Origin of the sequence: Marinobacterium lutimaris, assembly GCF_900108065.1 — a bacterium.
Taxonomy (GTDB): domain Bacteria; phylum Pseudomonadota; class Gammaproteobacteria; order Pseudomonadales; family Balneatricaceae; genus Marinobacterium_D; species Marinobacterium_D lutimaris.
Genome location: NZ_FNVQ01000001.1, coordinates 939,433 through 961,464, shown reverse-complemented (window position 1 = coordinate 961,464; position 22,032 = coordinate 939,433). Strand labels below are relative to the sequence as shown.

Annotated in this window: 19 protein-coding genes and 1 tRNA gene; 12 read left to right on the top strand and 8 right to left on the bottom strand. The window is 54.2% G+C overall.

The features are described 5' to 3' along the window. Window positions 1-17: 17 nt before the first annotated feature. From C4S72_RS04230 to C4S72_RS04205, 6 genes are all read right to left on the bottom strand, one after another. Entirely contained in the window at window positions 18-875 is an 858-nt protein-coding gene (locus C4S72_RS04230) for a universal stress protein (protein WP_104001796.1), read from the bottom strand. Then, window positions 868-3,303: an efflux RND transporter permease subunit gene (locus tag C4S72_RS04225; RefSeq protein WP_104001795.1), complete on the bottom strand. Its 2,436-nt coding sequence runs from the start codon at window positions 3,301-3,303 to the stop codon at window positions 868-870. Before C4S72_RS04225 ends, C4S72_RS04230 begins: the two co-directional genes overlap by 8 nt. Then, window positions 3,296-4,486 (bottom strand): WD40/YVTN/BNR-like repeat-containing protein, encoded by a 1,191-nt coding sequence (locus tag C4S72_RS04220; RefSeq protein WP_104001794.1) that lies wholly within the window; start codon window positions 4,484-4,486, stop codon window positions 3,296-3,298. Before C4S72_RS04220 ends, C4S72_RS04225 begins: the two co-directional genes overlap by 8 nt. Before the next feature lie 203 nt (window positions 4,487-4,689). Continuing rightward, window positions 4,690-6,051 (bottom strand): DUF1329 domain-containing protein, encoded by a 1,362-nt coding sequence (locus C4S72_RS04215; RefSeq protein WP_104001793.1) that lies wholly within the window; start codon window positions 6,049-6,051, stop codon window positions 4,690-4,692. A 47-nt stretch (window positions 6,052-6,098) separates the two neighbouring features. Beyond that, a complete protein-coding gene (locus tag C4S72_RS04210) occupies window positions 6,099-7,721 on the bottom strand; it encodes a DUF1302 domain-containing protein (RefSeq protein WP_104001792.1) in 1,623 nt (540 codons plus the stop codon). A gap of 520 nt (window positions 7,722-8,241) precedes the next feature. After that, a complete protein-coding gene (locus C4S72_RS04205; RefSeq protein WP_104001791.1) occupies window positions 8,242-10,251 on the bottom strand; it encodes an NADPH-dependent 2,4-dienoyl-CoA reductase in 2,010 nt (669 codons plus the stop codon). A gap of 164 nt (window positions 10,252-10,415) precedes the next feature. On the opposite strand from C4S72_RS04205, the gene C4S72_RS04200 reads away from it, so the two are divergent. The 5 genes from C4S72_RS04200 to C4S72_RS04180 all read left to right on the top strand — a co-directional run bounded on the left by C4S72_RS04200 (window position 10,416) and on the right by C4S72_RS04180 (window position 14,250). Continuing rightward, on the top strand, window positions 10,416-11,021 hold the full coding sequence (locus tag C4S72_RS04200) for a TetR/AcrR family transcriptional regulator (RefSeq protein ID WP_104001790.1): 606 nt from the start codon (window positions 10,416-10,418) through the stop codon (window positions 11,019-11,021). A 234-nt stretch (window positions 11,022-11,255) separates the two neighbouring features. After that, window positions 11,256-11,828, top strand: a complete 573-nt coding sequence (locus C4S72_RS04195) for a DUF2889 domain-containing protein (RefSeq protein ID WP_104001789.1) — start codon at window positions 11,256-11,258, stop codon at window positions 11,826-11,828. After that, complete coding sequence (locus C4S72_RS04190; RefSeq protein ID WP_104001788.1) at window positions 11,825-12,571, top strand: enoyl-CoA hydratase-related protein; 747 nt, start codon at window positions 11,825-11,827, stop codon at window positions 12,569-12,571. Before C4S72_RS04195 ends, C4S72_RS04190 begins: the two co-directional genes overlap by 4 nt. A gap of 185 nt (window positions 12,572-12,756) precedes the next feature. Beyond that, a tRNA-Leu gene (locus tag C4S72_RS04185) sits at window positions 12,757-12,842 on the top strand. A 184-nt stretch (window positions 12,843-13,026) separates the two neighbouring features. After that, window positions 13,027-14,250 (top strand): tyrosine-type recombinase/integrase, encoded by a 1,224-nt coding sequence (locus C4S72_RS04180; RefSeq protein ID WP_104001787.1) that lies wholly within the window; start codon window positions 13,027-13,029, stop codon window positions 14,248-14,250. Window positions 14,251-14,283: 33 nt separating this feature from the next. Here C4S72_RS04180 and C4S72_RS04175 read toward each other — a convergent pair whose 3' ends face one another. Next, entirely contained in the window at window positions 14,284-15,012 is a 729-nt protein-coding gene (locus C4S72_RS04175) for a hypothetical protein (RefSeq protein ID WP_146071856.1), read from the bottom strand. A gap of 137 nt (window positions 15,013-15,149) precedes the next feature. Between C4S72_RS04175 and C4S72_RS04170 the strand changes: the two genes are divergently transcribed. The 6 genes from C4S72_RS04170 to C4S72_RS04145 all read left to right on the top strand — a co-directional run bounded on the left by C4S72_RS04170 (window position 15,150) and on the right by C4S72_RS04145 (window position 20,447). Further along, the gene (locus tag C4S72_RS04170; RefSeq protein WP_104001785.1) at window positions 15,150-16,562 is read left to right on the top strand and encodes a hypothetical protein; all 1,413 of its coding nucleotides are present in this window, start codon (window positions 15,150-15,152) and stop codon (window positions 16,560-16,562) included. Window positions 16,563-16,612: 50 nt separating this feature from the next. Continuing rightward, the gene (locus C4S72_RS04165) at window positions 16,613-16,804 is read left to right on the top strand and encodes a helix-turn-helix transcriptional regulator (protein ID WP_104001784.1); all 192 of its coding nucleotides are present in this window, start codon (window positions 16,613-16,615) and stop codon (window positions 16,802-16,804) included. 265 nt (window positions 16,805-17,069) lie between these two features. Beyond that, on the top strand, window positions 17,070-17,759 hold the full coding sequence (locus C4S72_RS04160) for a YagK/YfjJ domain-containing protein (protein WP_160115439.1): 690 nt from the start codon (window positions 17,070-17,072) through the stop codon (window positions 17,757-17,759). A 147-nt stretch (window positions 17,760-17,906) separates the two neighbouring features. Next, window positions 17,907-18,347, top strand: a complete 441-nt coding sequence (locus C4S72_RS04155) for a helix-turn-helix domain-containing protein (protein WP_327332445.1) — start codon at window positions 17,907-17,909, stop codon at window positions 18,345-18,347. Between the two features lie 247 nt (window positions 18,348-18,594). After that, a complete protein-coding gene (locus C4S72_RS04150) occupies window positions 18,595-18,882 on the top strand; it encodes a hypothetical protein (RefSeq protein WP_104001782.1) in 288 nt (95 codons plus the stop codon). 74 nt (window positions 18,883-18,956) lie between these two features. Next, entirely contained in the window at window positions 18,957-20,447 is a 1,491-nt protein-coding gene (locus C4S72_RS04145; protein WP_146071855.1) for an ATP-dependent DNA helicase, read from the top strand. 30 nt (window positions 20,448-20,477) lie between these two features. Here C4S72_RS04145 and C4S72_RS04140 read toward each other — a convergent pair whose 3' ends face one another. Next, the gene (locus tag C4S72_RS04140) at window positions 20,478-21,386 is read right to left on the bottom strand and encodes a helix-turn-helix transcriptional regulator (RefSeq protein ID WP_160115438.1); all 909 of its coding nucleotides are present in this window, start codon (window positions 21,384-21,386) and stop codon (window positions 20,478-20,480) included. A 128-nt stretch (window positions 21,387-21,514) separates the two neighbouring features. Here C4S72_RS04140 and C4S72_RS04135 point away from each other — a divergent pair, with 128 nt between their 5' ends. Continuing rightward, a complete protein-coding gene (locus tag C4S72_RS04135) occupies window positions 21,515-21,784 on the top strand; it encodes a DUF4258 domain-containing protein (protein ID WP_146071854.1) in 270 nt (89 codons plus the stop codon). The last annotated feature ends 248 nt before the right edge of the window (window positions 21,785-22,032 follow it).

Here is a 22,032-nt window from a genome sequence, read left to right as displayed (position 1 = left end):
TGGCGGCTTAGTCTGGTTCAGGCTGTTTCCGCTCTTTTTTCCGGTAAGGGCGGAATCACCAGCACATCGGTGCTGACACGTTCCAGGATCTGCTCGCCGGTATTACCCAGCAGCACACCGCTCAGCCCTGCGCGGGCAACGGTGCCAAGCACCACCAACCCCGCATTAAGTCTTTTTGCCTGCTCAGGGATCAGCACTTCCGCCGGCCCCTGGGCGATATGCACACGGCTGACCGGAACGTCGTAGCGGTGTGCCAGCGCGAGGCTGCTCTGGCGGTACTCATCGGCAGCATTTCCCGGAAAAAGAATCGGGTTCCCAGATTCATGAAGAGCATCTTGCATTGGGGCAGGCTCAGCGCTGAACAGGCAGAGCTCGGCGCTCAGGCGGTGGCTCATATCCCGCGCCAGCTGCAGAATGCGGTGACTCAGCGCCTGGTGTTCGGCATCAGCAGGCTGCGCCTCGATCGCCGCCAGCACCGGTGCATCGGCGCTGTATTCGCTTTGCCTTACCATCAACACCGGGGTCTGGCTGGTGCGCAGGATCTTCCAGTCCAGCGGCGTAAACAGGGAGTCGGTGAGGCTGGAGGCCTGGGGCTCCTTCAGCAGAAGACTGGTGTCGTGCTGATGCTGGGCTACCAGCACCGCACGCTGCAGGTTGGTTTCCGTGGTGGTTTCCAGGCAGGCCTTCAGGCCCAGCACACGCAGATTTTCCAGCTGCGCTTCGAGGGATTCACGGCAGCGCTCAGCCACCGGCCCTGCCGGCAACAGAGCGGTGATGCGGTCGCCGCCGGCCGCAATTCTGGCCGCCTTTTCCAGCGCGATCTGTGTCTTGGCGCCGGGATTGATCACCACCAGCAGGTTCTTGGACTCAGGCATGAGACACCTCGCGGACCTGCTGTTCACGCTGCTCGGTACTGGACTTGAGCGGCTGCTGTTCGGTCACCGGCGAGCGCTTGATCAGGAAGCTGGCCAGGGCCGGCAGGAACACCAGGGCGCCGATCATGTTCCAGACGAACATGAAGGTGAGCAGAATCCCCATATCGGCCTGGAACTTGATCGGTGACCAGTACCAGGTGCCCACACCTATACCCAGGGTCAGACCGGTGAAGGCAACCGCCTTGCCAGTGGTCTTCAACGTATTGAAGTAGGCCTGCTGCAGGCTCTGGCCCGCCTTCAGGTAGGTTTCCAGCTTGCTGTAGATATAGATGCCGTAGTCCACGCCGATACCGACGCCCAGCGCGATAACCGGCAGGGTAGCGACCTTGACGCCGATACCGAGGCGCGCCATCAACGCCTGGCAAAGCAGGGAGGTCAACGCCAGCGGCAGCAGGATGCAGGCCACGGTGCGGATGGAGCGGAATGTCAGCAGGCAGAGGAAACCCACCACCGAGTACACCCAGATCAGCATCTCGTACTGGGCTTTCTCGATCACGATATTGGTGGCCGCCTCGATACCGGCGTTACCCGCCGCCAGTTTGATGGTGATGGCGTCGCTGTTGTACTGCGCGGCGAAGGCTTCGGTTTCCTGCACTACGGAAGCGAGGGTTTCCGCCTTGTGATCGTTCAGGTAGACAAACACCGGCATCAGGCTGCAATCGGCGTTGAAGCTGCCGCGCGGTGCGGTGATCGATGCCTGGTTCAGCAGCGCCTGGTTGCGGTTCAGCGCCATCCACTTGACGTTGCCCTCGTTGTAGCCGGTCATCGCCTGCTTCGCCACGTTCACCATGGAGTTGGCGGACTGGACGCCCGGCAGCTGCTGCAAGCGCCACTGCAGCTGATCGACCACATCCAGGGTGTGGTAGTCGGAGCACATATCCTTGGCGGTCTGCACCATGATCACGAAGATATCGGTGCTGGTGGAGTAGTTCTGGTTGATGAAGGCGTTATCCAGGTTGTAACGCGAGTCCGGGCGCAGCTCCGGCGCGCCGGCGTCCAGATCACCCACCTTCAGGCCCTGACTCTGGTACAGGCCCAGACCCACAAGGCCCAGCGCCAGAATGATCATTACCGCCGCACGGGGGCGCTGGGTAAAGCTGGAGAGCAGGTTCCAGATCGGGTGTTTGCCGTGTTCTTCGATCTGCTGCTGTTTCTTCACCGAAGTGCGGCTGACGCCGGCGTAAGACATCAGGATCGGCAACAAAATCAGGTTGGTGAGAATGATCACCGCCACGCCGATACTGGCCGCGACCGCCAGGTCCTGGATCACCGCAATATCGATCACCATCAGGGTGGCAAAACCGACGCCATCACTGATCAGCGCGATAATCCCCGGGATATACAGGGAACGGAACGCCAGGCGCGCGGCCAGCTCCTTGCTGGACCCACGGGCGCTCTCATGGGCGATGGCGTTGATGATCTGCACTCCGTGGCTGACACCGATGGCGAACACCAGGAAGGGCACCAGCATGGAGTAGGGGTCGAGACCGTAGCCCAGGGTTTTCAGCAGGCCCAGCTGCCAGATAACGGCGATCACCGAGCACATCAGCGGAATGATCGAGCTGCGCAGGCAGCGCGAGTAAAGGTAGAGCAGCACCAGGGTGATCGCCAGCGCCACAGCAAAGAAGATCGCAACCTGGCTTGCACCGTCGATCAGATCGCCCACCACCTTGGCAAAGCCGGTGATATGGATCTTGATGCTGTCGTTTTCGTACTTGTCGCGGATCAGCTCTTCTAGCTGGCTGGAGAACTGCTGGTAGTCGATCAGCTCGCCGGTCTCCGGGTTGAAGTCCATCAGCGGGGCATAGATGATCGCCGACCTGAAGTCGTTGGCTACCAGGGAGCCGATACGGCCCGATTTGAGGATGTTGGTCTTCAGCTTTTCCAGCTCGGCCGCCGAGCCGTCATAGGTATCTGAAATGACAGGACCGCCGGTGAGACCATCTTCTGTGACTTCCGACCAGCGTACGCCCGAGGCCCAGATCGACATCAGTTTGGCGCGGTCAACGCCGGGGATGTAGAACACCTCGTCGTGGATCTTCTGCAGGGTTTCCTGAAAACCTTTATCGAAGATATCGCCCTGGGTATTTTCCACCGAAATACGGATGGCATTGCCCAGACCCGCCATATCATCCTTGTGCTGGATGTAGTTGGCGATATAGGGGTGCGATGCGGGAATCATCTTATCGAAGCTGGCTTCCGGCTTGATGCTGCTGGCCTGATAGCCAAAAAATACCGTCGCCACCAGCATCAGCAGGATCACCAGCGGACGATGGTGGAAGAAGATACGTTCGATAATCGACTCGCTGCCAGACAGCCCGCCTTTTGGCGTCGGACGCCGGTCGGAAATCGGCTGATAGTTATTCATCTGCATTACCTCCGCTGACTGTCGTTGTTACATGAAAGGGTGCAGGAACGGCTGCATGAACGCCGTGAGCACCTGCAATCAGCAACTCTTTCTGTTCGCTGACCAGAACCTTGCTTTGTGGCAGACGCGCCGGATCCCTGTCGGTAGCAATCACCTGACCCTCGGCATCGAGATGCAGGGAAACGCCGGCCGCGCCCACCAGTACTGCCGAACCGTCCGCGAGCATGGCGCCGCTGAACAGCGTGGAATCGACACCGGTTTCGATGGTCTCCCAGGAATCGCCCCAGTCATCTGACTGGAAGGCGTTGCCGCGCAGACCAAAGGCGATAATGCGGCCCCGGTCGTTGCCGGTAATGCCGAAGAAAGAGCCGTCGTAGGGGCTGTCGAGCAGTTCCCAGTGCTGCCCCCAATCCGCGGAGCGATACAGATTGCCCGCCTCGGCAGCGATATAGAGCTGATCGCCGATGTGGCTGATGGCGTTGAGGTGAAACTGAGTGGGGTTATCGAGACGGTCAAACCAGGCAGACCAGGTTTCGCCGCCATCGTTGGTGTGCAGAATCAGGCCGAAAGCGCCGATCACCAGGCCTTCGTTACGATCCTTAAACCAAAGATCGAGGAAGGGGCGGCTTGGCCCTTCGTCGGCGAAGGCTGCGGCGTCTTCCGCCATGTAGGTGCGGTTTTCAAGCTCGAACTCCAGCTCTTCACGCTGCTGTTCATCAGCGGCGGCTTCGAGCTCATCCTCCAGCTCGGCCAGGCGTGCCTCCGCGTGGGCCAGCATCAGCTTGTTGGCGCGCTCGCCATCCATCACCTTGCGCCAGTTGCGGCCACCATCTTCGGTTTTGAGTACTACACCATCGTGGCCCACAGCCCAGCCGAAACTCTCGTCGACAAAGAAGGTGTTGGTCAGCGTGACGCGCACCGGCGCCGGCGCCTGCTGCCAGGTGTCGGCCTCGTCGGAAGAGATGAGGATATGGCCGCGCTCACCGACCGCCACCAGCTTGCTGCCGGCTCGTTCGATATCCAGAAGCATGCGGCTCGCGGCCAGGTCGGACTTCAGCGCAGGCTCTTCCAGCGCATCGCCGGCGATGCCACTGCCTGAAATGGCCAGGCCGATCAGCAGGCTCAGGCTGGATCTTGTTAGGCGGGTTTTGCACCCGTTTCGGGACTGAATCTGCGTGTTCATAGCCTTATTCTTCTTATCGGGAGTATGAAACTGGCTGTCGCTGTTGAGGGTCTTTCGAAGCTCGGACTTTTAAAGCTCAAACTTTTTTAACTCACACAAGCGGCCACCATTACGGCAACAGGCTGGCAGTAAAGCTGCTTTTGAAACCTGTTCTCGGAATGATGAAGAGGGGGCGTGCGCATCTGCGCCGCCCCCGGCATCCGTTAGCGACGCGCCATCTGACGCACCTGCTGCGGGGTATAGAAGCTGTCGTCCTTGGTGGCGACGGTGGAGTAAGGAATGACGTCGTACTCCTGCATCGCATAGTCACCGGACTGCAGATCGTAGTTGGTGAGTGCACGGGCGATGATATTGCCATCGGCATAGAGCGCTACCGGGTGGGAGTGGCCGTAGCGCCACAGCTCACCGCGACCGTCATACATGTCGGCCATCAGCGCGAACCAGGAGTCTTCGTCCAGGTAGAAACGGCGCTTGCCGTAGATGTGGCGGCTGTCTTCTCGCAGAGTGGCTTCAACCACCCAGACACGGTGCTTCTCCCAGCGCTCCAGATCGGTGTTGGTATGCTCGGCCTGGGCGATCTCCTCCATCGGCGTGCCCTTGCTGTGCGCGGTCAGGAACTTGTAGGAGTTGTAGGGCACCAGCATCTCTTTCTTGCCGATCAGCTCCCAGTTAAAGCGCTCCGGTGAGCCGTTGAACATGAATGCCTGGTCATAGGTGGTCAGGCCGTTGGAGCCCGGATCCGGCGTATCGAACGCGATGGTCGGTGCACGGCGTACACGGCGCTGCCCAGGGATGTACTGCCAGGCCTGGCGCGGCTCTTCATTGGCGTTCACCGGGTCGCGTACCAGGGTGACTTCACCCTTGCGTCGGGTGGGCAGCGAGTACTCCAGCATCAGGTGGATGATGTTGCCGTTAAAGGTGTTGAGATCACCCTCTTTGTAATAGTACGGATAGGTTTCGATCAGCTGACCGGCGGTGATGGTGCGCGAGCCGTTGGCGTAGATCGTGGCGCTCTCATAGGTCGCATCCTTACCTTCACCGTACCAGCGCAGGGTGTGGTTCCAGATCGCTTCCTTGCCGTTCTGCGGGATCGGGAAGGGGATGCCGCCGTAGGCGTCGGTTACACCGTTACCGTCAGGTGTTAGCTGCGCATTCAGCGCATTGCTGTAGGTGTTCTTGGCGATCCAGTCAGGGATCGGCGCGGTACGGTGGGTCGGATAGACATTCATCTTGAACGTCGGCTTCTTCTCGAACAGCGCCTTCTGGCCGTCGGAGAGAAGATCGCCGTATTCCTTGTAGTTCTCGGCCGTTACCGTGTAGAGCGGCTTTTCATCGGCAAAGGGATCGACCAGCTGACCGCCGGCGGTGTAACCGGCCGGTGCGCTGGTGAGACCACCGGTCCACTCCGGAATGTCGCTGCCGTTACCGGCACGCTCGGCGCCGAAGGGGGTCAGCTCCTTACCCAGTTTGGCGGCTTCTTCCTCGGTGACAGCGGCCAGGGCCGAGGTGGCATTCAGCGCAAAAAGGGCGATGCTGCTGGCGAGTACAGTGCGTTTCAAATTCATCTTTCGTCTCCTCGGGGCTGGCCCGATTTTTCTTATAGATCTATGACTTAGAATGTGTACTTGTAGTAAGCTGCGAAGTAGTCACGGTCGGCGTTCAGGTGGCCGAAGTTAAGCGCGCCACGGTCCTTGAGAACCTGGTCGGTATCGGTGAGATACCAGACGTAACTGGCGCCAAACTTGTGGCTGCCGAGATAGGTGAAGTCCGTTTTCAGACCGAACTGTTCAACGCCTTCGGCAAAGCTGAACTCCATGGAGGACCAGCCGTTGAAGTCGTTGCGGTAGGTACCGGTCACGTCCATATCCAGGCCACCGATCAGGTTCAGATAGCTGGCCTTGAGGCTAAGCACGGTGCTGGCTGCGCCGCGGTCTTTTTTGAGGCTGTCGACACCACCGGGGTAGTCCACATCCATGATGCGGTTGTAGGCAATCTCGCCGGTGAATGTGAGGGTGTCGGCCAGCGGGTTCTGCGGGAAGATATAGATCCCTGACAGTTGGGTCTGGATCGCCTCACCACGGGCGAAAGAGAAGCCCGGACCGGGGCCACCATTGGGGCCGTAGTTCACGCTGACCGGGACGCCATCGCGATAGGAGATCTCACCGCTGACATTCATATCGCCAAACACGGTGCCGAAGCTGATGCCGTAGAGGTCGATATCCTCGAAATGCTGCTGGGTCAGGCCGGTCGGTGATGCAGGGGAGAGAAACTGCAGCGCCGGCGTGAAATCGTTGTAGTTGATGTAGTAGAAGCCAAACTCGGTACTGTTCAGGTTTTCCGCCAGGTAGCGCAGGGCAATACCGTACTGACCTTTATCCGGCTCATCCCGCTCGATGGGAGTGCCAAACGGACCAAAGGGGTCACCGGGGGATTTCTGGCCAACACCGTCAAGGACGTTGAAATAGGTGCCGGGGGCATCGATGCGAGTCGCTTCCCAGTCGTACTGGTAGTAAGCACCGATGGAGAAGAGGTCGGTGACCGCAAGCTCGCCATACACCTGGCCGATCGGCATGAAGATATCTTTCAGCGCGGTACCCGGCGCGTTGGACTTGGTCGCATCCAGCGGGCCCATGGCGGTGGAGATGCCGCCCTGGATAAACAGGCTCTCACCCCAGTTAACCACCTGCTCGCCAACGCGCAGACTCAGGTACTGATCGCCCAGATCGAAACCGTGGTACCAGAACAGATCCTGTAGCTCGATCTTGGATTTGTGCTCATCGATGCCGTCCTGCAGATAGGGGGCGTCGAATCTGTTATCGAAGGTGTAGCCGTAAAAATCGCCCGAGTACGCCCTGTCATACCAACCGCGGGCACGCGCAAAAACGCCGCCATCACCGTAGTTGATATCCAGGTCAGAGCTGAAATTGACCTGGTTCTGGGTCATGTCGCCCTTATCGAAGTTACGGTTGCCATCATCAGTCAGAAAGCCGAGGCCACCGAAGCTTTCAATATTCGGGTCACGGTTTTCACCACGCCACTGGGCGTTGTAGCCAACGGTGGTATCCAGATCGACGGTAATACCATTTTCCAGTTCGTAGTTCAGTGCATGGGCCTGACCTGCGGTCAGCGCCAGCATCCCGGCAAAAGAGCCGGTCAGCGTTGCGCGTGAGATCATGCGACTAAGCGTTTTGCGCTTGAATCTGCTTTGCGTTAGGACGGTTTGCGGGGTTCTCATCGTTGTTTCCTCGGATGTTGTTTTTATAAAGGAAGAGGGTTGAGAACAGGCTGGGTGAAGGAGGCCTGAGGTTTCACTACTAGCGATAAAAGAGCACAGCGCGATGGGGAACAGCGCAGCGCCTTCTTGGTTGAAATCCGGGTGGGGACGCAGAGGTTCCCAGGAGTTGAAGTGGCAATCATCATCAGCGGTCACGTTTTATTATTTTTTTGTAAAACGTTTTGGCGGCAGTTAATCCCACTGGATTCCGGTACTGCGCCATCCCGTTTTGGTTGCGGATCACGGAGTTCAATTGAGCTCCGGATCTTTTGCGACTGACGTTGACTCTACTGGCTCGCTGCCAGGGGGCGCTTGATAAAAGGCGAACCCGGCTTGACATTTTATGCGCTCGTCACGAATGCCTTAGGTGCAAAAAAAGAACGGGGCAGGCGTGCGAAACCTGCCCCGTTGCCAGAGGCTTGGGGACTCATTGGAGAGCCTGCAAAAAGCGGCGGGAAAGCCGCGAAGCATGAGGCTTTTCTTACATGCTCAGCGCCAGGCGAGTGCCCTGATCGATGGCGCGTTTGGCATCCAGTTCGGCCGCCTCATCGGCACCACCGATCAGATGACTCGGCTTCTGCAAGCCATCAAGAAGTTCACGCAGCGGCGTTTGTCCGGCGCAGATAATCACGTTGTCGACCGGCAGCAGCTGCGCCTCGCCATTCACGCTCAGATGCAGGCCCTGATCATCGATACGCTGGTAGTCGCAGCCAGAGAGCATATGCACGCCCTTGGCGAGCAATCCGGCCCGGTGAACCCAGCCGGAGGTTTTTCCAAGCCCTGCGCCAACACGGGATTGTTTGCGCTGCAGCAGCCAAACATCCCGTGGCGAAGGTTCCACCTGCGGTTTGGTCAGGCCGCCACGCTGCTCGAACGTCATATCAACGCCCCAGGCGGCCATAAAGCTGGCGATATCCTGGCTCGGATCAGACTCACCGTGGGTGAGCTTTTCACTGATATCGAAACCTATGCCGCCGGCACCGATAACGGCCACTTTGCTGCCCACCTCGGCACCGTTCATCACATCGATATAACTGAGCACTTTAGGGTGATCGACCCCTTCAATAGCCGGCATACGCGGTACGATACCGGTGGCGAGAATCACCTCGTCGAAGTCGCCGCTGTTGAGCTCATCAGCAGTGACGCGGGTGTTCAGCGCCAGCCGCACGCCGGTAAGTTCGATCTGACGGGAGAAATAGCGCAGCGTCTCGTAGAACTCGCCCTTGCCGGGAATCCGTTTGGCGATATTGAACTGGCCGCCGATCTCGCTTCGGCTATCGAACAGTGTCACATCGTGGCCGCGGCGCGCTGCTGTGGTTGAAAAAGCGAGACCGGCAGGTCCTGCACCCACCACGGCCAGCTTCTTCTTGCTGGTAGCAGGGGTTAGCACCAGTTCCGTTTCATGGCAGGCGCGGGGGTTAACCAGACAGCTGGTGAGCTTGCCGTTGAAGATATGGTCCAGACAGGCCTGGTTGCAGCCGATGCAGGTGTTGATCTCGTCGGCGCGAGCTTCCTGGGCCTTGAGAACAAACTCGGGATCGGCCAGAAAAGGGCGCGCCATGGAAACCATATCCGCATCGCCGCGGTTCAGTACCTCCTCTATCACCTCGGGGCTGTTGATACGGTTGGAGGTGATCACCGGCACGCTCAGCGCCTCGCGCACGCGGGCGGTGACCCAGGTGAACGCGGCCCTTGGCACCTTGGTAACGATGGTGGGCACCCGGGCTTCGTGCCAGCCGATACCGGTATTGATCAGCGTTGCGCCGGCTTTTTCGATCTGCTGACCCAGCGCGATAATCTCTTCCAGGTTGCTGCCATCCTCCACCAGGTCGAGCATCGACAGGCGATAGATGATGATGAAGTTTTCACCCACCCGTTCGCGGATACGGCGCACCACTTCGATGGCGAAGCGGGTACGGTTTTCATACGCACCGCCCCAGGCATCTTCACGCTTGTTGGTGCGGGTGACTATAAACTGGTTGATGAAGTAGCCCTCGGAGCCCATCACCTCGACGCCGTCGTAGTTCGCCTCTTTTGCCAGAGCGGCGCAGCGCACAAAGTCCTCGATCTGCTGCTCGATCTCTTCGGCGGTTACCTCATGCGGAACCCGCGTATTGATCGGCGCCTGAATAGCGGAGGGCGCAACCAGTTTTTTGGTGTAGGAGTAACGGCCGGTATGCAGGATCTGCATGCAGATCTTGCCGCCCTCAGCATGCACCGCGTCGGTTACGAGGCGGTGGTGCTGCGCATCCTCGGCGCGGGTCATCGATGCCGCACCTTCCATGGTCAAGCCGGACTCATTGGGGGCGATGCCACCGGTGACGATCAGGCCGACACCGCCGCGGGCGCGCTCGGCATAGAACGCGGCCATGCGCTCATAACCCTTGGGCATCTCTTCCAGACCGGTATGCATCGACCCCATGAGCACGCGGTTTTTGAGTGTAGTGAAACCCAGGTCGAGCGGGGTCAGCATCTTGGGGTAGGTGGACATGGTTTACCTCTTTTTTTATTTATCTACGCTGTATCGCTCAGCGCTTGATCGAAAACTAGACAGCGTCAAGTTAATGCGCAATTTTGACACCGTCAAGTTATTTTGGACGGCGTCCAGATTTGCAGTACACTGCGGCTATTAACCAGATAACGCCTTCGGATCTAATGACCTCCACAAACCAAGTAAAAAGCGCCTACCATCACGGCGACCTGCGCAGCAGCCTGCTTCAAGCCGCCACCGACCTGATTGCCGAAGGGGGCGTCGATGCGCTCAGCATGCGCAAACTCGCCGATCGCGTCGGCGTTTCGCGTACCGCGCCTTATCATCACTTCACCGATAAGCACGCCTTGCTTTCTGCGCTGGCGGAAGAGGGGTTCAAGTCCTACGAAAAGGCGGTGGAAGAAGCGCTGGCCGGTGCCACCAGCGAGGATGAGCTGTTGTTCCGCTTTGCCCGCTCCTACCTGGAATTTGCACAGGCCTACCCGGAAACCTACAACCTGATGTTCGGCCAGAGCGTCTGGAAGGCCGGCATACCCACCGAGCAGCTCAAAACCGAGGCCTATCACTGTTTTCGCCGCTACGTGGAACACGTAACCGACTGGCAGCAGCAGGGGCTGCTTTCCGAGCAGGTCGAGCCGCTGCACTTCGCCCAGGTAAGCTGGAGCACTCTGCATGGCCTGGCGCGCCTGCTGCTTGATGGCATCTACATCGATCTGAAACATCTGGACGACCTGATCAACCTCGCCGTCAGAATGTTCCGCAACGCTTAGTCCGTTATCGCAGGGGCCAGTGATATTTCCTTACTGGCCCTCTCAATACTGGTCCTATCAATTTCTTATCAAGTCTTCTGCATCGCACCGCCACGACTGCCTCTCATTTCGCACAAACTAAAACTTGACACCGTTAAGATTGGTTTTTATTTTGACAGCGTCTAGTTTCCGGGCCGCAGCATCCCTGTGGGCGCAATCACCAGCCCCGGAGCCCGCGAGTACAGAGGAATAACGATGTCTGAATCCGGTAAGCGCAAGCTGCTGCATACACGACAGGTGGTGTGCAGAGGCTATGAACTCGATAACGGCCTTTGGGAAATTGAAGGGCGCATGTCCGATGTAAAGTCTTTCCCGATGGAAAACCGCGACCGGGGCGGCCTGATCGATGTGGGCGAACCGCTGCACGATATCGGCCTGACACTGACCATCGACCGCACATTGAAGATTCACCATGCCAAGGCGGTCATCGATGCGGCGCCGTTCAACCAGTGCTCAGGCATTACCGGCGCCTTCAAGAGGCTTGAGGGGCTGCGCCTTGAATCGGGCTTTACGCGCAAGGTGCGCGAAATCCTGGGGGGCGTAAAAGGCTGTACCCACCTGATCGAGCTGCTCGGCCCGATCTCGACCACCGCCTACCAGACCCTCTGGCAGACAGAGAACGGCTATAACGGCAACGATCCCTCCATCCTCCATGGGTTGGCAGACAGCTGCCACACCCTGGCCCGCGATGGCGATGTGATGGCACCGCTGTTACCTGAGGGTGACAGCCTGACTACAGACAATAACAAACGGGAGTTTGGCGCATGAGCGAGCCGATACTGAACGAAGTTCGAAGCAGCGTGCTTTACCTGACCCTTAACCGGGCGGATAAGAAAAACGCGCTGACTCAGGGTATGTACGAGACTTTAACGCGAATGTTGGCCGACGCGGATAAAGACCCCGAGATCAAGGCGATCCACCTCACCGGCAGCGGCGACAGCTTCTGTGCCGGCAATGATATTGCCGACTTCCTCGAAGCGAGCCGGGCAGGGCAGACAGTGCCCCCGGGACAGGCATTCCTGCTGCAGCTTCATCGACAGCAGAAGCCCGTCGTCGCCGCGGTAAACGGCACGGCGATCGGCATCGGCGTCACTATGTTGCTCCATTGCGACCTGGTTTACGCGGCCAAAGGGATCAGCTTCAAGCTGCCGTTCGTTGATCTTGCCCTGGTGCCCGAAGGCGGCAGCAGCGCGTTGTTGCCGCAGATGCTGGGCCACCGCAAAGCGGCGGAGCTGTTGCTGGCCTGCGAGCCATTCAATTCCGACCAGGCGGAGCGTTACGGTATCATCAACCGCGTCTTCCCGGCGGGGAGCCTTCTGGCTGAGAGCTCCGCATTGGCGGAACGCCTCGCGCGCAAGCCTGCCGCCGCGATGTGTCAGGCAAAATCGATGCTGAAACAGAATATCGACCAGCCGCTAGAGCAGGTGATCGTCTCGGAAATCCGCGAGTTTATGGCCCGCCTCAACGAGAGCGAAGCGCAGCAGATTCTGCAGAACTACCTGACGCGCTAGAGGCGGATCATTTACCATTACGGGGCGGTTTCAAATATGGGTTGACTTCTCAGGCCAGATTCGGAGAATAGCGGCTCAAACCTTTGAGCTGAAAGGGAATATAGCCAGTTTAAAGCGTGATCTTCCACGCTGCGATCCCGGACATAAACCCAGTCTTCAGCAGTCGATCTGGCATCGACCCCTACGCCCCGGTGGTGAAATTGGTAGACACAAGGGATTTAAAATCCCTCGGCCTTTGGCTGTACCGGTTCGATTCCGGTCCGGGGCACCATCCGCTTGTATCGTAACGTCTCACAAAGTCTCGTATCCCCCATCTTTTCTAGATTATTCAATAACTTATCGTATCAATATGTCTCATGTCGTCCGCTGAAGCTCAGGCCTTGCGGGGGTATGGCTGGGGGTATATGGTCAATGCTACTCACATAGATACCCCCTAGTCTCGTTGGAGGCGCTAGATGGCATTGACTGTTAAAGCAATCGATTCGCTGGAAGCGAAAGAGAAAAACTATAAAACCAGCGATGGAAACGGGCTCTATCTGCTTGTGACTAAAGCAGGGGCGAAGTACTGGCGTCTAAAGTACCGCATTGCTAACAAAGAGAAATTGATGGCTATAGGGGTATATCCCGAAGTATCCCTTAAAGAGGCGCGGGAAGTAGCCACAGAAGCCAGGAGGCAGATCCGTAAGGGTATCGACCCGGTACTGGATCGAAAGGTCCGTAAGCAGGCTACCACGGACTCTCAGGCAAACACCTTCAAGCTGATCAGCGAAGAGTGGTTTGCAACCAAGAAAAACGGCTGGGCAGAGGATACGATAACGCGCAGCCACGGATTGTTTGAGAACTGGATCTATCCCGAGTTTGGTGATTTACCCATTACCGAAATAGGGGCGAAAGAGGTCCTCATTCTACTCAAAAAGGCAGAAAGCCAGAAAAAGCATGAAGTAGCCCGGCGTCTGCGCTCTACGATTAGCCAAGTGTTTCGATATGCAATCATTACTGAGCGATGTGAGCGAGACCCTGCCAGGGACCTGGTAGGTGCGCTACAAGCCCAGCCTGAATCAAATTATGCCGCCATCACTGATCCGGAGAACGTTGCACGTTTAATGGTAGCAATAGATGATTTTGACGGGACTTTTGTCGTTAAAGCAGCGCTCTACTTGTCTGCATTATTTTTCTGCCGGCCAGGCGAGCTTCGGTCACTGGAATGGGCGGATGTCGACTACGATAACGCCCAAATCGTCATACCTGGCTCAAGAATGAAAATGGGAAGGGATCACATTATTCCTCTAGCCTCCCAGGCCATTGATGCTCTGAAGTCTTTAGAGCCGATTACCCGACGTTCAAAGTACATTTTTCCATCGGCTAGAGGGGCTAGCAGGAATATGTCGGAGAACGCTGTTCGTACGGCGCTACGAACCTTGGGCTATACAAAGAATCAGATGACTGCACATGGGTTCAGAGCGATGGCCCGTACACTTTTGGATGAAGAGCTTCAGTTCCCAGTTGACTGGATTGAGCATCAGCTAGCACATGCCGTTAAAGATACCAATGGGAGAGCTTACAACAGGACTACCCATTTAAACCAGCGCAAGGGAATGATGCAAAGCTGGGCGGATTTCTTGGATGAATTAAAGTTCAAGGCAAAAAATGGAATAAAAGTGGAGCGAAACTATGACTAATTTGAAAATTAATTGATAAAGAACTTTTATATATTAAAATAACTTTAATTTATTTATTTTTTTCTTTATGTTATCCGGTAGCTTCTCCAATATGTGTGTAAATCCATCTTCATAATTCTGTTCAAAATCCTCGAGGGCTTTATTAGGATGTGTAATTACTTCCATTATCAGATGGTTTATTTCCTCTATGGTTGAGATTAAGATTTCGTTATTCCTTTCTTCCTCCGCTATTTTCTCTTCTTTTTCTTTAAGCTTGTAACTTATAGAGTCAAGCGTCGTTTTTAAATTATTAATTTTTTCTACTGCATCTTTTTTTGCTTTTGTTATCTCTGATTTTATTTTTTTATTTATATCTTTTTCTTCAATCAATAAATCTTCTATAACCATGCTTTTTGGTCCCTGCCCATTCCGACTTCTCGCTATAGATTTTGAACGTTTATTTAATATCCACTCAGCATCGTGCGATAGCATAAAAGTATGAGATGCCAGCTTATTATTGAACTTCAACTTGGCGACACGCCAGCTCCCGCGCATTTTCCGAATCCTGTCCTGATTGATGAAGCTTACTGGGGCTGCGCATACGTGCTGAATAAGTGCTTCAGCAGTATCTGAGAGCAGGGGGGACGTTACTCCTTCTAGGGGATGGCGTCTTAGATACTTGCAGGCCCAGGACACTTGCACTTGTTCACTACTGTCACTGGCAAGCCACTTGCGAAGAGACTCTTCTAGCTCCTCTGCCTTGTTGTCTCTATATGTGCGCACGATTTTACCCTTTAATTCAACCTAAATAACGACAATTCGTAGGGTTATCCTAACGTTAGTGTAACGTTAAAATAACGTATTGCATATATAGGGTATTATTTATGCTAAACTACGCTCTTTCCAAGGGACAGTGACTGATGAATCCCTACTTGCTGTTAAGAACCAGAACAAAGGAGATCTTTCCGGAGTGCTTCCCGGCAGATAAAGACTCCAGGCTCGAACGCCAAAGCAAGCTTCAGGCTCTCCGTGCTCGGACGCTTCTTTCTCCGGAAGAGCGGTTATTTCTTTTTCGGCTCTGCGAGCTCTACCAGAGGAAGGGAGCACAATCTCTGACCTGGACTGTGCGGAAGCTAGCAGCCGAGACTCACTCCACGTCGGGAGTAACTTCTTACGTCTTGCAGCTTTTAAAGAATAGTGAATCACTGGTTAGTGATCTGTTCGCGGCAACCGGGGGACGACCTAAGAAGTCTTACATATTCACGCCAAAATTTAGTGACCCTATAAGCAATAGGTTCGATAGGAGAGAATACATCCCGATTCGCAAATTGCAGAAATTTTTAATATCGGCTAAATCAGAGAATAATGCCGGTGATAAAATTGGTCGCGCAAGCTCCTGGTTATTGGCGGTAATGTTGGAGCACGCCGATGAAAAAGGTCGTCTAGATGCGTTAAGTCACAGTGATATCAGGGACCTAACAGGCATGACTTCGGAAAGGTTGCGAAGCCAAATACGAACACTCATGAAACATGGATTTATCCGAGCCGTAGTACCAGGAGCAAACGGCCATGTGTTTTGCCGAAAGGCTAATACCGTTTATCATTTAAATTTATTTCACCCTTTCTTCGGGGCTTCTCGTATTTCAGGGTTTCATCTAGTCATTCACCGATGTACATATGATCAAGGACACCCTGAAAGGTGGCTAGAAGGTCGAACAGATGACAGTGATGGAGTTTTTGTGAAACTTTACTTACAAGACCTTGCTCAGGAGGCGGTGAGGAAGCGTGTCCAATCGGTATTGGACTACAATGTTTCGGAGATGCTTTCACGCTATAAAGGTTTTTTTGGTCCGTTCGACGGTAGTGCAGAACGAGTTGGCAAAATGACTAAAAGATACCATCAGAGCCGTAAACGTAAGGAGCAGGTGGAATTGACGATAGAAGGTTTCGTTCGTATGCAGTCTGCTTGTATGGATAAAGAAAGTATAGAAGCGTGGCCATCGCTGACATACGATGCATTCCTTGAGCAGATGACCATCGATGCTAGTAGTCAGGCACGAATCATCCGCGACCTACTCAAGCATTGTACTAATGACCTCGATGGACAAGCCTTAAGCGACTTCCGGTTTTCTATATTGCCAGCAGAACCATTTATAGGCCCTACGCGCGTGAGGGCGAAATCATTAAGGATTGATGTGTTCCCGACAAATACCGAAAGCGTAAGCGAAAGGCTATGGGTATGCTCGAACGCAAGCGGAAAAGGATGGCAAATTAGGAAATCGCCGGAGCTAATAGCTCTAGGCAAGAATGGCTATGAAATCGTGACCCAATAAATTCTTACAGATCTGCCACATGACATGACCAACAATATGGAGTCATGATCATGCGATTAATCAGACAATCAGAAGTATCAAAGCTCACGGGCCTGTCCCGTGCCAGCATCTACCGTCAAATCGACGAAGGAAGATTTCCCAAGTCAGTCTCTATAGGAGGCCGCTCGGTCGCCTGGGTTGAAGAAGAAATCAACGAATGGATTGAAGCCCGTATCGCGGAACGGGACGACCTCGCTAACTGAGGACTTCAGCACCCTTCAAGTTTACTCACCGAAACAACTCCTCTCCCAAAATTCCCCAGAGCAGTGCCTTCACTTTGGCACGATAACTCTCGATAAAAAACTCAACAGTTACCGTATTTTTCGGCAACGGCGTTGTGGTTAGTAATATATGTGTTCCATTTATATATGAAATGGTAATAACCAGAATATGCAATCTATGGGGAGTGGAGGAGTGTCAACCCGGTCTAGCTGCCAGCAAGACCATATCAGATACAGGAAAATAGTAATGAACGATGTATTCATTCCTGCACACCTAACCCGTTACACCGATAGCTCTTTCATGGGGCTTACGGTCCAAACGAAAAAAGGCCCGTTAATCCAAGAGTACCTGTTACAAGCTCTCAACCAACTCGACTTTGTAGAGTCGCTTTATCGCCGTGTCTATGCGGTAAGGCTAGATTTGTACCTTCCGAGCTGGGCACTGGCAGCCGATTGTCCGTATCTGCAAGAAGTTAATGACAGGTCTCTAATAGAAAAATTTATTGCCTCATTGGAAGGGAGGATCAATACGGACTGCCGGAACCGAGCGAGAGCTGGCCATCGCGTTTCACCAACAAGGGTGCACTGGATCAGGGCTTACGAAATAGGTCACGAGCAGGGCAATCCCCACTTTCACCTGATGCTCTTAGTCAACGGTGATACCTATGGTGCGTTGGGGTCATTCGACGACACGTCTAACAACCTCATGGGTCGAATACAGGCGGCATGGGCCAGTGCGCTTGCGCTTCCCTCTGCTACAGATGAGGTGCGACAAATGGGTTTAGTGAATGTGTCGGGCCAGTACCGGTTTAATCCGAATGATTTGGATGCGAAGGATCGATGTTTTGAAGCGCTTAGCTATCTCTGTAAGGCGTGGACAAAGCCGTTCCTCGGTAAGGTGCATCCATTTCGATGTGCTCCGCATAAGTATCCGTGAGCAGCAGCGTGAGGGGAGCTGTAGGCACTCACGATAAAATCAGAGAAATACTTCAAGTAGGGCAGTTAACGGCGATACTAATCGCAGTTCATATCAGATGTTATGTACGGCGTTGCCCCCACGTAACTTGATCTGGAGAATCCCACCATGTCAGATAAACACCTTTCGTATGCAGATCGCTGGATGTTGAACTACGAGCGGGAACATCAGAATGTCTCACGACCTACACATCAACAGTACGGCCAGCAATTCCCAGACCGGCAGACTATTCGAGCCGGGCTATCTCCGGCAATGCAGTCAAATAACCCGGGTTCTGCGTGTCTTTGGAACGATATTCCTGGTCTGGCCACGGAACTCGATCCTGTGGTTGAGTCCGCTATTCAAACAAGGAAGGCACTGAAGCTCACTCAGGAGAGCTTCTCTCGCTGCTTGGGAATTAGTGCAAAAACACTGAGAGATTGGGAGCAGGGGCGTAGGCACCCTAGCGGCGCAGCAGTTACTCTGTTGGCCTGGGCATCGCTTCAGCCTGAATTCGTACGGGAGCTCCACCGAGCCAGCAAAGCACGACAACGTCCCGATAGACAATAACGAGATGCATCTGATGAGAGGCGCTATCCCCAGGAGTGGGGTAGCTGCCTTCTCTTCGTTTTATGCCCTCATTTTTCCATGAGTCTCGCCACCGCTAAATGATCTTCCTCGCTCAGTAAATAAATACTGGGCTGCCGTAATGATATAGAAGAAATATCACCGTTCAGATAGCCGTAACGCTAAAGCTTATCGCTTAGCCTGAGGCACCTGGCGGGTTCCTTTTTGTACATTTGGCGGAGGAAAAATCATGCCAACTCACCAACAGGTAGATAGACATGAACTCGCAATAATTATCGCACGCTCCAAGCGAGGGCAACAGAAACGCTCCAACAATCGTCAGTCAAGCGCTGTGATGCTTGCCCAGCATGGGATTGAGTTCGAATCGAAAAACGGCGGAGCTCACCTGATTCTGCAGGGCGTTAACGGACTGATCGACTTCTGGCCGGGTCCTGGGAAATGGATCGTACGCTCAGAGCAACGGGAGCGGTTTGGCGTTAAGCGGTTAATCGAGGCCATTGAAGCTAAATCGATCTGATTTCAACTCAGTCTGCCGTTAGACGGCATTGCTTCAGTTACCCGTCTGTAGGTGTGTTTTACGTGGGGAAGATTATGGCAGAAACGCTAGTAATGAATGAGGATCAGAGCCAAGCGCTGGCAAAGGTTAACTGCTTTTTTGAGGATCCTGGGCAGGACGTATTCATCCTGTGTGGAAGTGCCGGGACTGGGAAAACGACGTTGCTGTCTTGTGTGCTGGAGATGGCTATAAGCTCCGGTTTACGGCCTTTATTACTCGCTCCAACAGGCAGAGCAGTAAGAATTGCGCGTTTAAAGGTTGAGCGGTCATTGTCAGAAACCCCAGAAGTCGTGAAGGTGTCGACTATACACGGGTCAATCTTCTACTTGGCTGATATTACTTTCGATGAATCAGCCGAAGCGGAAGGCCTACCGCTCGTCTCGATGTATTTTGCCTTGAAGCAAAATGCAGGCGATTTCGATGTAGTTGTTGTCGACGAGGCATCCATGATCGGTAATGGATCTAGTAATGACGGTGATACGCGGTACGGCTCCGGCCAATTGCTTAATGATCTGATGCGCTATCTTGGTCTCGACAGACCTAAAGAGGAGCGATCCCGCAGAGTTAAGCTGATGTTTGTTGGCGACATGGCACAGCTGCCGCCAGTGCGTGGTAGCGAATCGCCTGCGTTATCGCTCGAATTCCTGCAATCGCAATACGACATCAGGGTCCAACGCTATGAATTGACTACTGTGGTAAGACAAACGGAGGGTGGCGATGTTCTAAACCTCGCATATGAGGCTCGGCAGCGCATTTCAGCACCGGAAATCAAACCCATCGCCGACTCCTTTGGAGGTCAGGTCTATGTCAGCAATTTTCGTCAGGCGGCCATCGACATTGTTAGCGGTATTAATCAAGGTAAGTCGGTTATGGCTGTCGTGCGCACTAATGCTCAAGTCAGTCGTTACAACATGACGGTGCGTAGGTATCTATGGGGCCGTCACTGTATGAATATCATGCAAGGCGATACATTGCTGGTAGTGAAAAATAACCCTTTATTAGACTTGCCCAATGGTGAATTAGTGCAGGTCGTTGGTGCTAATCTGAAGCAACAGCGAGAGCGGCTGGTTGGGCACAATGGGTGTGAGGTTCAGCTGAATTTTAGAGGAATTACGATAGAGATTTCTAACGCAGACGGCGGAACCGAATTCCGGCCCATTCTGGTTTTAGAAAATCTGCTCTACAACAATCGAACGAACTTAAGCCAAGCTGAGCGTTGGGCACTTGTGGAGCTTGTACATAAGCGGCACCGTTACATAAGTAAAGAAAGTGAGGCGTTTAAAGCGTTGCTCGCAACCGATCCCTTCTACAACGCACTGCAAGTGAAGTTTGGGTACGCATTGACCTGCCACAAAGCCCAGGGAGGAGAGTGGTCACATGTTATCGTTGATTTGGAGGGCAAACCACTAATGACGCAGAACGATTGGCGATGGTTCTATACCGCGGTTACGCGGTCAAAAGAGGCTCTGTCGTTAGTCAATCTTTCAGCGTGTAACTGGGTAGAAGCAAATCAACGAGCCAGCTGAAACAAAGCAGGGGTCTTTAATCGGAGAAACTTAATGCCGGGTATTCGCACGGCCAGCTCTCGTTTGTTCGAACTTCAGTTCTTCTATTAGCTTGTAGTCTTCTAGCACCAAAGGATTCGCATTCACGTTATCTGGGCTGTCAGAAGCCGGCGCGGAGGTCGGTACCTGCAGTAACTGAAGCATATAAATAGCAGTCGCCTTTCTCGTCTCCAGCGTCAATGTTGGGCCGTTAAAACAACGCTCATGACGGACGAGAGCTTGTTGCTCCGGCGTCAGATGAGGGTTAGGGATCAGTGTGAGCTCTATACATTCCTGCCAAAGCTGATCCTCAGGAAGTTCGTACTCCACGTCGCCCATTAGATCGCCGCATTCAAGGATGCGACCGAGCACAAAATCGCGATAATCCCGATTCTTTTCGCAGTAGGCTCTCACATGCCATCGGTAGCCGCTGGAGACGAGCGCATGGGGCGCAATGATTCTGTCTTCTCCCAGGGGATTGGTCATTGATGCGTAGGTGAGCTCAAGGCGTTGTTTGGTGCGGCAAGCTTCTACCACCATGCGCACGATTTCTGGTTCTGCTCGTCTTTGCGGTGCCCGGATCACAAAGGTGTTCGCGCTTGGTAGTTCAATTCGCTGGACAAAGCCATCGAGCAGGCTGTGTGAATCAAGCAGGTTCAGATACTCGTCCACATAGCCGGTCGTAAATATCGGCCGAAAGCTAGGGGCGGGGGTGTAGCCCTTCAGACTGGTATCATAGGCGAGGTTGTCGGGTGCTAGGGTCTTATATTGATTAATGTCCCGTGACGCTTGCTGGCGTTTGATACCGAACGTATTGCACAGGTGGTTGGTCGTCAGCCGTCCTTCCCACAACACAATGATCTCGATATAGCGGTAGCGCAGCAGCACTTCCCATTTCAGATCTTCGTTTGGCTCGCTCATCGGGTATCTGTCCCTCCAACGATACATGTACGCTGAATCATACGTGTATATGTATACAAATATTACATGTATTGAAACGATACACTATGCTTCCTCCTACAACAACGCTGATGCGACTGGAGGATGCCATGTACTCAACACATGCAATTCTACGAATGCAGCAGCGCGGTGTATCAGGCCAGATGGTCGATCTTCTGATCGACTATGGCGCAGTCGACTACCATCGTGGTGCTGAGGTGATCTGCCTGGATAAACGATCCTGGTGCAGGCTCTGTGATGATATGCCTTGCCCTAAGCAAATGCTGGACAAGCTACGTAACTGCTATCTCGTGTTAGCTGACGGGATAGTCGTTACCGTTGGACATAAGACCACCCACTTCAAAACCAACCGTCACTGACGCCCCGATTGATTAAGGAACGAGACATCCGCACCGTAGCATGTACTTGAATAGTGCAGGTCTTAGGGGGCGAGAGGGTTAGGAGATATAACGATGCAATCGAACTACTCGAAACTGGAAAGCTTTGGTAGAACCCGGCTCTTCGAAAACTTTTTCATGCGTGAGTTACTGTACTTGGGAATCGCACAACCAAAGTTGTCACTACGATCCCAATGACGCGCCCGCCAGAAGACTTTCGGCAGTATTTA

Bases quoted from the DNA above. Each gene is read 5' to 3' on its own strand.
- C4S72_RS04195 (WP_104001789.1), top strand. From the start codon at position 11,256: ATGTCTGAATCCGGTAAGCGCAAGCTGCTGCATACACGACAGGTGGTG.
- C4S72_RS04230 (WP_104001796.1), bottom strand. From the start codon at position 875: ATGCCTGAGTCCAAGAACCTGCTGGTGGTGATCAATCCCGGCGCCAAG.
- C4S72_RS04180 (WP_104001787.1), top strand. From the start codon at position 13,027: ATGGCATTGACTGTTAAAGCAATCGATTCGCTGGAAGCGAAAGAGAAA.
- C4S72_RS04220 (WP_104001794.1), bottom strand. From the start codon at position 4,486: ATGAACACGCAGATTCAGTCCCGAAACGGGTGCAAAACCCGCCTAACA.
- C4S72_RS04205 (WP_104001791.1), bottom strand. From the start codon at position 10,251: ATGTCCACCTACCCCAAGATGCTGACCCCGCTCGACCTGGGTTTCACT.
- C4S72_RS04225 (WP_104001795.1), bottom strand. From the start codon at position 3,303: ATGAATAACTATCAGCCGATTTCCGACCGGCGTCCGACGCCAAAAGGC.
- C4S72_RS04145 (WP_146071855.1), top strand. From the start codon at position 18,957: ATGGCAGAAACGCTAGTAATGAATGAGGATCAGAGCCAAGCGCTGGCA.
- C4S72_RS04140 (WP_160115438.1), bottom strand. From the start codon at position 21,386: ATGAGCGAGCCAAACGAAGATCTGAAATGGGAAGTGCTGCTGCGCTAC.
- C4S72_RS04170 (WP_104001785.1), top strand. From the start codon at position 15,150: ATGAATCCCTACTTGCTGTTAAGAACCAGAACAAAGGAGATCTTTCCG.
- C4S72_RS04215 (WP_104001793.1), bottom strand. From the start codon at position 6,051: ATGAATTTGAAACGCACTGTACTCGCCAGCAGCATCGCCCTTTTTGCG.
- C4S72_RS04160 (WP_160115439.1), top strand. From the start codon at position 17,070: ATGAACGATGTATTCATTCCTGCACACCTAACCCGTTACACCGATAGC.
- C4S72_RS04155 (WP_327332445.1), top strand. From the start codon at position 17,907: ATGTCAGATAAACACCTTTCGTATGCAGATCGCTGGATGTTGAACTAC.
- C4S72_RS04190 (WP_104001788.1), top strand. From the start codon at position 11,825: ATGAGCGAGCCGATACTGAACGAAGTTCGAAGCAGCGTGCTTTACCTG.
- C4S72_RS04210 (WP_104001792.1), bottom strand. From the start codon at position 7,721: ATGAGAACCCCGCAAACCGTCCTAACGCAAAGCAGATTCAAGCGCAAA.
- C4S72_RS04150 (WP_104001782.1), top strand. From the start codon at position 18,595: ATGCCAACTCACCAACAGGTAGATAGACATGAACTCGCAATAATTATC.
- C4S72_RS04165 (WP_104001784.1), top strand. From the start codon at position 16,613: ATGCGATTAATCAGACAATCAGAAGTATCAAAGCTCACGGGCCTGTCC.
- C4S72_RS04135 (WP_146071854.1), top strand. From the start codon at position 21,515: ATGTACTCAACACATGCAATTCTACGAATGCAGCAGCGCGGTGTATCA.
- C4S72_RS04200 (WP_104001790.1), top strand. From the start codon at position 10,416: ATGACCTCCACAAACCAAGTAAAAAGCGCCTACCATCACGGCGACCTG.